General features: G+C 59.8%; 11 protein-coding genes and 1 pseudogene. 5 read left to right on the top strand and 7 right to left on the bottom strand.

Features of this window, described 5'->3' with window-relative positions; all coding sequences use genetic code 11:
- Positions 1–300: 300 nt before the first annotated feature.
- From gyrA to AB5Z54_RS01400, 7 genes are all read right to left on the bottom strand, one after another.
- Positions 301–3,009 carry a DNA gyrase subunit A gene (gyrA, locus tag AB5Z54_RS01430; RefSeq protein WP_368159926.1) on the bottom strand — a complete coding sequence of 903 codons (2,709 nt, stop codon included), beginning with the start codon at positions 3,007–3,009 and terminating at the stop codon, positions 301–303.
- A gap of 185 nt (positions 3,010–3,194) precedes the next feature.
- Positions 3,195–5,225, bottom strand: coding sequence for a DNA topoisomerase (ATP-hydrolyzing) subunit B (gyrB, locus tag AB5Z54_RS01425; protein WP_117769723.1), 2,031 nt, complete (start codon positions 5,223–5,225; stop codon positions 3,195–3,197).
- A 105-nt stretch (positions 5,226–5,330) separates the two neighbouring features.
- Positions 5,331–5,894 (bottom strand): DciA family protein, encoded by a 564-nt coding sequence (locus AB5Z54_RS01420; protein WP_368159798.1) that lies wholly within the window; start codon positions 5,892–5,894, stop codon positions 5,331–5,333.
- A complete protein-coding gene (gene recF, locus AB5Z54_RS01415) occupies positions 5,881–6,987 on the bottom strand; it encodes a DNA replication/repair protein RecF (RefSeq protein ID WP_368159796.1) in 1,107 nt (368 codons plus the stop codon). The genes AB5Z54_RS01420 and recF overlap by 14 nt, the downstream gene beginning before the upstream one ends.
- A gap of 10 nt (positions 6,988–6,997) precedes the next feature.
- Entirely contained in the window at positions 6,998–8,101 is a 1,104-nt protein-coding gene (gene dnaN, locus AB5Z54_RS01410) for a DNA polymerase III subunit beta (protein ID WP_022094338.1), read from the bottom strand.
- 238 nt (positions 8,102–8,339) lie between these two features.
- A complete protein-coding gene (locus AB5Z54_RS01405; RefSeq protein ID WP_138374278.1) occupies positions 8,340–10,064 on the bottom strand; it encodes a DnaA ATPase domain-containing protein in 1,725 nt (574 codons plus the stop codon).
- Positions 10,065–10,079: 15 nt separating this feature from the next.
- Positions 10,080–11,504: an ATP-binding protein gene (locus AB5Z54_RS01400; protein ID WP_368135206.1), complete on the bottom strand. Its 1,425-nt coding sequence runs from the start codon at positions 11,502–11,504 to the stop codon at positions 10,080–10,082.
- A 273-nt stretch (positions 11,505–11,777) separates the two neighbouring features.
- Between AB5Z54_RS01400 and rpmH the strand changes: the two genes are divergently transcribed.
- The 5 genes and pseudogenes from rpmH to AB5Z54_RS01375 form a co-directional block, all read left to right on the top strand.
- Complete coding sequence (gene rpmH / locus AB5Z54_RS01395; protein WP_019127408.1) at positions 11,778–11,912, top strand: 50S ribosomal protein L34; 135 nt, start codon at positions 11,778–11,780, stop codon at positions 11,910–11,912.
- Positions 11,913–11,932: 20 nt separating this feature from the next.
- The gene (gene rnpA / locus AB5Z54_RS01390) at positions 11,933–12,271 is read left to right on the top strand and encodes a ribonuclease P protein component (RefSeq protein WP_006236191.1); all 339 of its coding nucleotides are present in this window, start codon (positions 11,933–11,935) and stop codon (positions 12,269–12,271) included.
- Entirely contained in the window at positions 12,268–12,492 is a 225-nt protein-coding gene (gene yidD / locus AB5Z54_RS01385) for a membrane protein insertion efficiency factor YidD (RefSeq protein WP_082421942.1), read from the top strand. Before rnpA ends, yidD begins: the two co-directional genes overlap by 4 nt.
- A 29-nt stretch (positions 12,493–12,521) precedes the next feature.
- Complete coding sequence (locus AB5Z54_RS01380) at positions 12,522–13,292, top strand: YidC/Oxa1 family membrane protein insertase (RefSeq protein ID WP_368159793.1); 771 nt, start codon at positions 12,522–12,524, stop codon at positions 13,290–13,292.
- A 44-nt stretch (positions 13,293–13,336) separates the two neighbouring features.
- A pseudogene (locus tag AB5Z54_RS01375) lies at positions 13,337–13,534 on the top strand (Jag family protein); the annotation flags it as partial.

The following is a 13,534-nucleotide window of genomic DNA, read 5'->3' as shown; positions in this document are numbered from 1 at the left end:
ATCGCGCAAGGGATATATTAGACGAGTCGTTACGCGCGCGTCAACAACTTTTTTGAAAATCTTTGGGAGGGGTGGTCGCTGGGCTGGCGAGATGGTTTTGGTTTGCTGCTCGGACAGTCCTGCGCAAGACGAAGGCCACATTAAGTGGCCTTCTTTGCGTGCGGAACTCGCGATCGACTTCGCATGCCGCCGGGCAGCCGGAGGCGACGTGGGGTTCAAAGGTTTTCAAAAAAGCGGTCGGCGCGCAGTGCGTCGACCGCCGATATATGGGGTCTGATGATTTTTACCAGCTAGAGCCTCTTACTCGTCTAGGAGATCTTCTGGCATGTCGTTGCCATCGCCTAGATCGACTGGGGCTTCTTCGGGGGCAGAACCGTCTTCTGTTGCTTCGCCTTCGGGCTTCTCTTTGGCTGCCGTCATGCGGGCTACGGCGCATACGCGGTCGTTGTCGTCGACGGTCATCATCTTGACGCCCTGGGTGGCGCGGCCGGTCTGGCTGATCTCGTCGGTCTTGACGCGAATGACCGTCGCACCCTCCGTCACGATGAACAGCTCGTGCTGCGGGCCCACCGTCTTCATGGCCGCGAGGTTGCCCTTGCGCTCGGTCATTTGGATGGTGTAGACGCCCTGGCCGCCGCGATTCTGCTCTGGGTAGTCCGCGACCGGCGTGCGCTTGCCGTAGCCGCGCTCGGTGATGACGAACAGATCGCCGTTGCCGTTAGTGACTTCCATGCCCAGAACGCTCACGCCGTCCTTCATACCGATACCGCGAACGCCGCTGGTATCGCGGCCGGTGGCGCGCACCTGCTCCTCGGAGAACATGATCGCCTTGCCCGCGGTGGTGGCCAGGATAATCTTGTCGCCCTCGCGCACGCGGCGCACGTTCAGCAGCGCGTCGTCGTCACGCAGGTTGATAGCGATCAGGCCGTCGCGACGGCTGCGGTCATATGCGCTCATCACGGTCTTCTTGACCATGCCACTCTTGGTGGCAAACATCAGGTACTCGTCGGCAGGGAACTCGCGGCAGCTGATGACGCTCGCGATCTTCTCGCCTTCCTCGAAGGGCAGCAGGTTGACGATCGCGGTACCGCGCGCCTGGCGCGTACCCACCGGCAGCTCGTGCACCTTCAGGCGATAGACCTTGCCCTTGCTCGAGAAGAACAGCACGTACTCGTGCGTGGACGCGATGAACATCTCATCGATAACGTCGTCCTCTTTGAGGTTGACGCCCGACACGCCCTTGCCACCGCGCTTCTGGGCACGGTAGGCAGCCACTGGGATACGCTTAACGTAGCCAGTGTGGGTGATGGTCACGACCATATCCTCGTCGGCGATGAGGTCCTCGACATCCAGGTCCTTCTCAACCTGGCTGATTTCGGTACGGCGCTTGTCGCCAAACTTCTTGGAGATCTCGCGCATCTCTTCCTTGATGACGCCCAGAATCTTCTCCTCGTGCGCCAGCAGGTCCTCGTAGTAGGCGATGGCGCGGCGCAGGCCGTCCAACTCTTCTTGGATCTTGTCGCGCTCCAGGCCGGTCAGGCGGCGCAGCTTCATCTCGAGGATGGCCGTGGTCTGCTCGGGCGTAAAGCCAAAGCGTTCGATCAGTCGGCTGCTGGCCTCGGAGTCGGTCTGCGAGGAGCGGATGATGCTGATGACCTCGTCGATATGGTCAAGGGCCATCAGGTAGCCCTCGAGGATATGCGCGCGGGCCTGGGCCTTCTTAAGGTCGAAGCGGGTGCGGCGGGTGACGACGTCGACCTGGTGGTCGATGTAGTGCTGCAGCATCTCGCGCAGGCTCAGGCATTTGGGAACGCCGTTGACAAGCGCCAGGTTGTTGGCGCCAAAGGTCGTCTGCAGCGAGGTGTACTTATACAGGTTGTTGAGCACGACCTGCGGAATGACGCCCTTCTTGAGCTCGATAACCAGACGGATGCCCTTCTGGTTGGACTCATCGCGCATATCCGAGATGCCCTCGATGCGCTTGTCGTTGACGAGCTGGGCGATCTTCTCCTGCAGGGTGCCTTTGTTGACCATGTAGGGAATCTCGGTAAAGACCAGGCGGCTGCGACCGGTCTTGGTGGACTCCACGTGTGCCTTGGCACGCACGGTAATGGAGCCGCGGCCGGTCTCGTAGCTCTGCTTAATGCCGGCGCTGCCCATGATGATGGCGCCGGTGGGGAAGTCCGGACCGGGCATGATCTGCATGAGCTCGTCGACGGTGGCGTCGGGGTTGTCGATCAGGTAGCAGGTGGCCTCGATCGCCTCGGCGAGGTTATGCGGGGCGATGTTGGTGGCCATGCCGACGGCGATGCCTTGGCTGCCGTTAACCAGCAGGTTGGGGAAGCGCGCAGGCAGCGCCACGGGCTCGGCGAGCGATTCGTCGTAGTTGGGCTGCCAGTCGACGGTATCCTTCTGCAAGTCACGCAACAGTTCCATGGCGGGCTTTGCCAGGCGGCTCTCGGTGTAACGCATGGCCGCCGCGCCGTCGCCGTCGATGTTACCGAAGTTGCCGTGACCATCGATGAGCGGCGTGCGCATGGAGAACCACTGCGCCAGGCGAACCATGGCCTCGTAGACCGCGGAGTCACCGTGCGGATGGTACTTACCGATAACTTCGCCGACCGTCCAGGCCGACTTCTTATGTGGGCGGTTGGGGTAGATGCCGCTCTCGTTCATCGCGTACAGGATGCGGCGGTGCACCGGCTTTAAGCCGTCGCGCACGTCCGGCAGGGCGCGCGCCGTGATAACCGACATCGAATACTCGATGAACGACTGCTTCATCTCGCGACCGAACTCCGAAATCTGGAGCTGGCCGCCGTTGATGTCCTCGCCGGCCGAGGCGCCACGGTCGACTTCGCCAAAGCTCTCCTCGAGCTCGGCGTCGTCTTCTTCCTCATCATCATCGGCATCGGGGTTATAGGCGTCCGGGTCGCCGTCCTCGCCCTGCTCAGCACGGGCAAGCAGGCGCTTCAAATCATCGGGCATACCGGCATCGCCGGCCTCGTCCATACTCTCGTTATTGTTGATATCGTCTGCCACGTTACCTCCTCATGGTTTGCGTGGTCCATTAGTTCCCAACCACGGAGACGGCTTTTCCAGGTGCCGCAGATTCGCCCGAAAGAGGAGGGAAGCGTACTTGGGTACGCGACCGACGATTGAGGGCGAAGGTGCGGTGGCTGGGAAAGCCGCAGGGATTAGGCGTCTAAGAATCGTGCGTCATGTGCATGCTTCTCGATGTACTCGCGGCGATAGCCGACCTCGGAACCCATCAGCTCGCGCACGGCGCGGTCTGCCACCACGGCGTCCTCGATCGACACGCGCTGCAGGATGCGGGTCTTGGGGTCCATCGTCGTCGAGGCAAGCTGCTTGGGGTCCATCTCGCCCAGGCCCTTGTAGCGCTGGACGGTATAGCCCTTGCGCTTTTTGGTGATCTTGCCGTCCTTGGCCTTGCCGTCCTCGTCGTTATCGTCGGGGTTCAGGCCCAGGCTCTGGATGGTGTCGCGCAGGATCTCGTCTTCGGGCTGGCGGCCGTTGGGATACACGTAGTGGATCTTGTTGCGCACCTTAATGCCAAAGATGGGCGGGCAGGCAACATAGACGTAGCCGGCATCGATCAGCGGACGCATGTACTTGTAGAAGAACGTCAGCAGCAGGATGCGGATATGCGCGCCGTCGACGTCTGCATCGGTCATGATGATGATCTTGTGGTAGCGCGCCTTGGTGATATCGAAATCGCCGCCGTCGCCGGCACTCGTCGTGACGCCGCAGCCGATCGCGGTAATCAGCGACTGAATGGTGTCACTCGAGAACGCGCGATGGTCACCAACGCGTTCGACGTTCAAAATCTTGCCACGCAGGGGCAGAATCGCCTGGATGTCTCGGCGACGGCCGTCCTTGGCCGAACCGCCTGCCGAGTCGCCCTCTACGATGAAGAGCTCGGTCAGCTCGGCATCGCGCACCGAGCAGTCGGCGAGCTTACCGGGCAGGGACGCCGTCTCGAGCAGGCTCTTGCGGCGGGTCGCCTCGCGCGCCTTGCGGGCGGCATTGCGCGCCTTGCAGGCCTGTTGCGCCTTCTTGACGATCTCGCGGGCGGGCTTGGGATGCTCCTCCAAGTAATCGGCGAGGCCGTCGGTCACGATCTTGAGCGTCAGCGCTCGCATATAGGAGCTACCGAGCTTGGCCTTGGTCTGGCCCTCAAACTGCGGGTCGGGCAGCTTGACCGAGATAACGGCCGAAAGGCCCTCGCGTACATCGTCGCCGGTCAGGTTGGCGTCTTTTTCCTTGAGCAGGTTCTGTTTGCGCGCGTAGTCGTTGATCACGCGGGTGAGCGCGGTGCGGAAGCCCTCAAGGTGCATGCCGCCCTCGGGGGTGTAGATGTCGTTGGCAAACGACATGACGTTCTCGCCGTAACCGCTATTCCACTGCAGGGAAACCTCGACCTCGCCCATCTTGGCCACAGGTGCGTCCGGGTCCGATTTGCCCTCGATGTAGATAGGCTCCTTAAAGGCCTCAGGGACGTCCTTGCCCTCGTTGAGGAACTTGACGAAGTCGATGATGCCGCCCTCGTAGCAAAACTCCTCCACATGGGGAGTCGCCTCGCGCTCGTCGGTCAGCACGATTTTGAGGTTCTTATTGAGGAACGCCGTCTCCTGCAGACGGTTGTGCAGCGTATCGAAATCGTAAATGCAGGTCTCGAAGATCTCGTCGTCGGGCCAGAAGGTGACGGTGGTGCCCGTCGAATCCGAGGTGCCCACGACCTCCATCTTCTTGACGGTCTTGCCGCGCGAGAACTCCATCTCGTAGGTGTTGCCGTCGCGACGAACCTGAACGACCACGCGCTTGGACAGTGCGTTGACGACGGAGATGCCAACGCCGTGCAGGCCGCCCGAGACCTTATAGGCCGAGTTATCGAACTTACCGCCGGCGTGCAAGATCGTCATGACGACCTCGAGCGTCGGGATCTTTTTAACAGGGTGCTCGTCGACGGGGATGCCGCGCCCGTTGTCGACGACCGTGATGGAGTTGTCGGCGTGGACCGTCACCTGGATCTCGGTGCAGAAACCGGCCATGGCCTCGTCGACGGAGTTGTCAACGATCTCCCACACCAGGTGATGCAGACCGCTGGCGCTCGTCGAGCCGATATACATGCCCGGGCGCTTACGAACGGCCTCGAGACCTTCGAGAATCTTAATCTCGCCGCCATCGTAATCGTTTTCGTTTGCCACACGTCCTCCTTCAGTCAAGAAAATGTGTACAGCCTTACTAGTTTATCGTAAAAAAATACCCTCGGGAACGAGGGTATTTGGCTCTACAAGGCCACCAGATGCGATTTAAGGCTCTTTTTTGCTTTGCACGCCCTTGGCCCACTCGGCGCTGGCTCTCATAGCGTTCTCGAGGGCCTCGCGCAGTTTTTGGTCTTCGATGGGCGCCACTTGGCACTCAATCTCGGTGCGCTCGGCCTCACTGAGGTCGGCGTGCGGAGCCGGCGGGCGCTCGGTCGTCGCCGGGCGCAGGCGCTCCTTGGCGGCGGGCGGCGTGTGACCGGGCGCGGTGGTTTTGAACACCAGGCCGTCCACATGCGCACCGGCGCGCTCCATGCGCGCGCGGATGATCTCACGCAACAGCGTCATTTCCTGTGTCCACGAGGGCGAATCGAGATATACCAGCAGCTCATTGGACTCGGGCAGGTAGCGCAGACCCGTCACATGCCGCCCCTCGCGCGTGCCCGAGCACACCGCGTTCCACGCGCGATAGACCGCGCGCGACTCCTCGGCAGCCTCCATCTGCGCGCGGCGCTCAGGCGTCGCCGACGCCAGGATGCGCTGGCGCTCTGCGTTCAAAAACCCACTGAAGGCGACCGTCTCGCTCTCGCGCTCGTAATTAGCACGTCTCACCCATGCTCACCACCTTGGCTCGATCAAGCAGGTCATCGGTAAAGTATCCCAGGTTGGTCGTGGTTATGACCGTTTGGATATCATCGCCGATCAGCCGCAGAAAAGCACCGCGGCGTTCGCCGTCGAGTTCGCTCATCACGTCGTCCAAAAGCAGCAATGGGGCGGTGCCCAGGACATCGCGAGCCACGGCCACCTCCGCCACCTTCCAGGCCAAAACCAACGTCCGCTGCTGACCTTGGCTGGCAAACGAACGAGCGGAACGACCCGCCACGGTAAACTCAATCTCATCGCGATGCGGTCCCACCAACGTCACGCCGCGGCGAATTTCCTCGTCGGCGCGCTCATCAAGGGCAGCCAGCATGCGCTCGTACGCCCAGCCCTTCAACTCTTCGCGATCCTCGACCTGGGGCAAATCCCCCAGCGTGGACGCATAGGTCACGTTGGCAGCCTCGCCGGACGCCACTTGCCCGTAGGCAGTGTGTACATGGCCCGCCAGCCGGTCGAGTAGGGCCAACCGGTGCACGAGCAGGGCCGAGCCCGCGCGGGCAATCGAATCATCCCACGCGCCGAGCATCTCGCGGCGGCACCAGGTCTCCTTGAGCAGGGCGTTACGCTGGGTCACGCAGCGCCCATAGGTGCTCGCAAGATCGGCATAGCGCGCGCTCAGTTGCATGCCGAAGTCATCGAGGGCGGCGCGGCGCACACTGGCGCCTCGCTTAACCATGTCCAGATGGTCGGGGCAAAACAGCACGCTCGGCAGAACCCCGCGCACACCGGCGGCAGAGCATCTCTTGCCGTTGCGGCTAAACGAGCGCTTACCGTCCTCCGCGTTCAATCCCATATCAAGCACGCGGCCGTCGCCCTCGAGCCTCAGCTCGACCTTGCACGAGCCCACGCCGTCATGGACGAGCTCGGCTGCGGTCGGATGCCTAAACGAGGCGCCGCTCGTCAGCAGCTGCAGCGCCTCTATGAGATTGGTCTTTCCCGCCGCGTTGGGTCCCGCAAGTATCGTCACGCCCTCGTCTAGGGCAAGGCGATAACTATCGAAGCTGCGGTAGTGTACGACGGAAAGATCGCGGGCGAATATGGTCATAGGGCGGCTGCTAGATGCGGACCGGCATAACCAGGTACAGGTAGTTGATCTTGTCGTAGGACTTGAAGATGCCCGCCTGCGAGTAGCTCTTGAGCTCCAGCGTGATCTCCTTCTCCTTGGACAGGGCATTGAGGCAGCCGAAGATATAGTGGTAGTTGAAGGCGATGGTGCCCGACTCGCCCTCGGCCTCGACATCGATCGTCTCCTGTGCAAGGTCCTGGTCATTGGAAATGGAGGACAGGCCCATCTGCCCGTTCTCGACATCGATCTCGAACTTGACGGCGGGGTTGGCGCTCGCGATAACGGCCACGCGCTTGAGGGCGGCGTTAAAGGCGGCGACGTCGATCTTGACGCTCGTCACGCACGAATCGGGGATGAGCTGCTTGTAGTTGGGGTACACGCCCTCGATGCGGCGCGACACGTAGGTGGTATTGCCGGCCTCGAAGACGACCTGGGTGTCGGTAGCCCCGATCATGATGGTCGCCTGGCTGGCCATGATGTTCAGCGCGTCGTTAAAGGCGTCGGCCGGAACGTTGAGTTCAAAGGAGCCCTCGAGGGTCGAGGTCTCGACCTGCGTATCGCACACGGCCAAGCGGAAGGAATCGGTCGCCACCAGGCGCACGGTGTTGTTCTCGACCTTCATGTGCACGCCGCCCAGGATGGGGCGGGCCTTGTCGGTCGAGGTGACGCGCCATACGCGGCCGACCATCTCGGACAAGATATCGGTCGGCAGCTCCACGGCACTCTCGATGGCATAGGCCGGAAACTCGGGGAAGTCATTGGCATCGAGCGTGTTCAGCCTAAAAGAGCTCTTCTCGCAACCAATCAGCACCTGGCGCTCGGACAGCTCAAAGGTGACCGGGGCATCGGGGAGGGTCTTGGTGATATTGGAGAGCATCTTACAGGGGATAACCATCTCGCCCTCTTCTTCGACATGCGCTGCGATGCGATGACGGATCGAGATGGTGTAGTTAGAGGTCTGGAATTCCAAGATGCCGTCTTGCGCCTTAACGAGCACGCCCGACAGGATGGGAAGGGTGGATGCCGAAGCGACACCCTTCATAACGACGCCGATGGCTTGTGTAAGCGAGCTCTGGCTGACGGTGAACTTCATCTTTTAATACCTTTCTATAGATATAAATATCTTAATAATAGTAATAGCACTGACGAAACTGTTGATTACTCCCAAAGACGCAGGTCAGACCCAGAAAGAGAATCGACAGCAACCTGTGTGCAACGGGGGTGGTTTTCCACGTTCAAAACCTGCTCAAAACTTTTCATCACCGCGGGTTGGGTTTTAGACACCTTATGCCCGTGGTTTCGACAAGTTTTCAACAGGTGTCTCTATTTCCCTACGAGCGCAGTGTAATTTTATCGCGCAGCGACTTGAGGTCTTCGGTGACGGTGCGGTCTTCCTGGATCATCTTCTGGACCTTTTTGTAGCTCGTGCTGACGGTCGAGTGGTTGCGGTTGCCAAATTCGGCGCCCACCGCCGTGGTCGTCATCTCGCACATCTCGATGGCCAGGTAGATAGCGATATGGCGTGCTTTGGCGATATTGGCGTTGCGACGCGGGCCGATGAGCTCCTCGTGCGTCACGCCGTACTGCTCTTCGATGACGGACTGAACCGTCTGGACGTTGATCTTTTTGGCCGATGTGTCGAAGTACTGGCTGGCGATGGCGTCGATATCGTCAAAGGTGAGCTCTCCGCCCTCGCGCTCGCGGTCGCCCGCCTCGCCGGCGCAGCGCTCGCAAAAGCTCTCGAGTTCGCGGATGTTGGTGCCCGAGACCTCGGCCATGTGTTTAAAGTGCTCGTCGGTCAGGTGTCCGCCGTCGCCCCCATAGGCCGCCAGCAGCGAGTCGTCGCCTGCCTCGGGAGCGGCGACGATGGTGTTCTCGTAATAGCGCTGCAAGATCTTGTATTTCATCTCGTAGCTGGGCTCTGCGACCAGGCAGAGCATGCCGGCGTTGAAGCGGCTGGTCAGACGCTCGTCCATGCTTAGGTCCTTGGGGGCGCGGTCTGCCGCGATGACGACCTTCTTGTTGTTGCGGATGAACTCGTCCATGAGCTGGAAAAAGTAGTCCACGCTCGCGCGCTTGCCGATGATGTTTTGGATGTCATCGATGATGAGCACGTCCACGCCGTGGTACGCCTGCATGATGGGAGCGTTGCTCTTCTTTTGACGGTCGAACTCGGTCATCAGGTCGTCCAGATATGCCTGGGAGTTGGCATACTTGACCTTGATCTCGGGCGACTTCTCGGCGAGCTCGTTTTTGATGGCAAGCAGCAGGTGCGTCTTGCCCAGGCCCGATTTGCCGTAGATGAACAGTGATGTGCATGTGCCGCGCTCGTCCGCGAGGGCGGCAAACTTGAGTGCCGAGCGATAGGCATGGCTGTTTTCGGGGCCGTAGACAAAGTTCTCAAAGGTAAATTTTGAGTTCGCGGCGAGCGGGGCTCCATCCGTATTCTGCTCGGCCGGCACGGTCGGTGCTGGCATGGGTGAGGTGGGGGTCGCGGCTTGCGTGGATTTAGTCGGCGCCCCGCCCTTCATCTGGTTCATCATGCGACGAAAATCGTCGGCCGAGAGCGTGTTTTTGATTGCAATGCCCGAATCCGCGCCCGCCGCTGCGTCGTGAGCGATGGGCATGTGCGTGACGGGCGCGTTCGTTGGCGTCGCCGCCGCGGTCGGCAACGGTGCCATGGTTTCACGGGAAACATCGCTGTGCTGGTGCTCGACCGTCGACGCGTCGCCTGCGGAGGCCGGCACCGCCGGGGAAGCAGCGGGAGCCGTGGCGGGCGCCGTGGCGGCAGCGGATTCCGTCGCGGCGCCTTGCGGTGCCACGATGTCGAGCGCGATCGGTGCAAAGGCGATTTCTTCCAGATAGGCCTCAATAGTCGGCTGATGCTTTTTGAGCTGCGCGATGGCAAAGCGCGAGGGGGCCTCGATCGTGAGCGTATCTTCGGTCAGGCTTATGGCGCGCGATTGCCCCAGCATGTTGATGAGGCGTGCATCTTGGCCGTCGCGCTGGCAAAAGGCGATGGCATCCCCCAGGATGATGCTTGCTTCCTCGTCCACTGTCTCTCCCGTTCTTTAGCTCTGAGCTCGCACGCGAGCGGCGCCGAGTTCGGTCAGATGGTATTTCTGGCCATGCTTGATGACCAAGCCGGCCTGCGCCAAGTCATTGAGCGTGCGTGACCAAGTGGGGGCCGAGTTTCCAAACGCCCTCGCCAGATCGGTTGCACCGCACGCTTGATTTTGCGCCAGATAGCCCAGCGCGGCGTTGCCGCGATCGCTTACGAACACGTCCGGTTGTGGCTGCGCATGCTGATTTGCTGCATTAGGATACATCATTTGAGCTGCTGGTTGTTGAGAACTCTGCATCGGCGGCATTTGCTGTTGAAAACTTTGAGGCCACTGTTGGTAAGGCTGCGGAGGCATCTGCTGGGCCCAGGGGTTGTACTGCTGCTGCGGCATCTGCTGGTACGGCTGCTGATATCCCTGCTGGTACTGCTGCGGGAACTGCTGGCCATACCCCAGTGGCGGCATCTGCTGATATGGATATCCCTGCTGGTACGGCTGATAGCCCATTTGCTGGCCACCCGGTGCCCCCGTCGCCTGCTGCATTGCTGCTGCATCCTGATCCGCCGGCGGCATGGTCTCTGGCATGTTTGGCGGCATCGACATCGATGTCGCCTGGGGCTCTTGTGTAGGAAGCATTCCGGGCTGCTGCATCTGCCCCACGGGGGGCTGCATCTGCTGCGTTGCCATGGGCTGCTGCGCAAAAGCTCCCGGCAGGGGATATGTGAGCTGCTCCGTCTCGGGCCGCACGGCAGCACCGCGTCCGCCGGCACGATCGATTTCCTGCACGCGTTTAGGGTTCAGGCTTACCGTAACCACGGTGCCGTTGCCCATGTTGTCCTCGATGGATACGGCACCGCCGGCGTTTTCCAAATACTCTTGCACCATGGGAAACCCTGCTCCGGTTCCACGGATATAGCGCTTCATCTTGCTGTTTGCGCTGGTAACGCCAAAGTCGAAAGCGCGCTCCTTGTCGTCGATGCCGGGTCCTTGATCGGCAAAGCGGATGGTGTCTCCGCCGTCCAGAATCGAGATTATGGGCTCGGCAAAGTGCGCGTGGATAAAGTTTTCGACAATCTCGCGGATGACCATGAGCGAGATATGGCCACCTTGTTCTTTCATGCACTGGTAGACGGTGTTGGTCGTCTCTTCCAAATACGTGCGGACATCTTGCGGATCAATGACGATCACCCGCGGTGTCGACAGCATGTCGTCATAGACGGCGATGCGCGCGGCGTACATGGCTTTTGGCGCCTGCGTTGTCGTCTGTTCACCTTCGTCACGCTCTTCGCGCACGCCGGTGATGTGCTCGTTGTCGGGTGCCGGGTCTCCGGAATCGACCATGGTGTAAAAGTCGTCAGACATGCCGCTCGCAATCTTCCAAAAGGTTTCGAACAAATAGTAGCTCACCGTGCAATGTTTCTCATCTTTCGACAAACTTTCAAAACCTGTTGAAAACTTTGGAAAACGGACGAAAAGTTCTCAACATTGCCAACATGACCTGTTGAAAACTCGATGAAATATCGTGAAAAGTTGCCATGCACCGCTAAATCGAACTCGGCTTATGGGGGAACCGTGTGAACTGCGCAACCTTTTACCTTTGATTTCTTGACATTTGAACATTGATTTCCCTACAATCTTCAAGCTCACGTGTCTATATCTGCGTCCGCGTCCCCGCGGACACTCGAAATGCAGCAGGAGGAACTTAAGATGAAGCGTACGTATCAGCCTAATAAGCGTAAGCGTGCCAAGACCCATGGCTTCCGTGCCCGTATGGCCACTAAGGGTGGTCGTGCCGTGCTCGCCCGTCGTCGTGCCAAGGGCCGCAAGCGTCTCACTGTCTAGCAGCGATACACACATCTCGCATGAAGACTATTAAGTCTCGGCAAGATTTCGAGCATGTGTTCAGTCAGGGGCGTCGTTTCAATCACCCTCTGATTCGAATGACCATATGTGAATCGGTTGGCGAAGGCGACTCCGGAAGGGTCGCCTTCGTTGGTGCTAAGCGACTCGGTTGTGCCGTCGTGCGCAACCGATCTAAGCGTGTGATGCGCGAGGCCGCCCGCAGCTGCGGATTTCCCGTTGCGGGTTATGACATCATCTTGTTTGCAACTCCCAAGACGAGGGTTTCCTCGCCGCAGGAGATGGACAAGGCATTGCGTTCGCTTATGAAGCGCGCCGGCGTTGCCGGGGAGGAGCGATGAGCAATCACGTTTTGCGACGTGTTGCCATCGCTCCTATTCGCATATATCAACAGGTTATTTCGCCCTTATTGCCTGACGCCTGCATTTATTACCCAACGTGCTCGCAATACGCCGTCCAGGCGATTGAGAAGCACGGTGTTTTGAGAGGCTGCTGGCTTGCCGTGAGGCGCATCGCTCGTTGCAATCCCCTGCACGTCGGCGGTTATGACCCTGTGCCCTAGCGGGCACTCGCTATCGGAGGAAAACTTACATGTGGGATTGGATCGTTAACATCCTTTTCGAGCTGCTCAAGCTCATCCAGACCTTTGCGGTCGACTGGGGCCTGTCCATCATCATCCTGGTGGTCATCATCCGTCTGCTGCTGACGCCGCTCATGCTCAAGTCGACCAAGTCGACGGCTCGCATGCAGGTGCTGCAGCCCAAGATGCTCGAGATCCAGGAGCGCTATGCCGACGATCCCCAGCGTCAGGCCGAGGAGATGCAGAAGTTCTACAGCGAGAACAAGTTCAACCCCATGGCTGGCTGTCTGCCGCTGCTGATTCAGATGCCTATCCTGTTCGCCCTGTTTACATTGCTGCGCAACCTGCCGCAGTACTTTAACGACGGCACGTTCTCGTTCTTCAACATCCTGCCCGACCTGACCACCACGCCGAGCGCTTCCTTTGCCGATGGCTTTATGGTTGCACTGCCTGCGCTGGTTTGCCTGATCCTGTTCGCCGTCCTGACCCTGATTCCGCAGCTCTATATGTCGCGCAACCAGACCGGCCAGCAGGCTCAGAGCATGCGTATGATGGTCGTTGTCATGACGGTCATGATGCTTTGGATGGGCTGGAGCCTTCCCGTTGGTGTTCTGCTGTACTACGACGTCTCGTCTGCTTGGCAGGTTATCCAGCAGATTTTTGTGACGCAGAAGGTCATCGACAAGGCGAAGGCCGATGAGGAGGAGCGTCTTAAGAACGCTCCGCTGCAGGTTGAGGTCACTCGTCGAGAGAAGAAGCCGCGCCCGCACAAGAAGAAGTAACGGGATATCAATCTTATTTAGGTACCTAACTTTTGGAGTACGTTATGTCTGAAGAGATCATCGAGGATATGCTTGAGGAGGTTGCCCCGCAGGTCGCGGGCGATTATCCCGAGATTGCACAGCGCTACAAGGCTGGTGAAGAGCTGACCGATGAGGAGCTCGACACCATTGCCGATGTTGCGATTTCCATCCTGCGTTCCATCCTTTCGCACTTCGATGCCGCCAACTCTCCTATCGATGAG

It is taken from the genome of Collinsella aerofaciens (genome assembly GCF_040910185.1).
In the GTDB taxonomy this organism is placed as follows: domain Bacteria; phylum Actinomycetota; class Coriobacteriia; order Coriobacteriales; family Coriobacteriaceae; genus Collinsella; species Collinsella aerofaciens_BF.
Note: the sequence above shows the minus strand (reverse complement) of the source record. Positions and strands in the feature narration are given on the sequence as shown.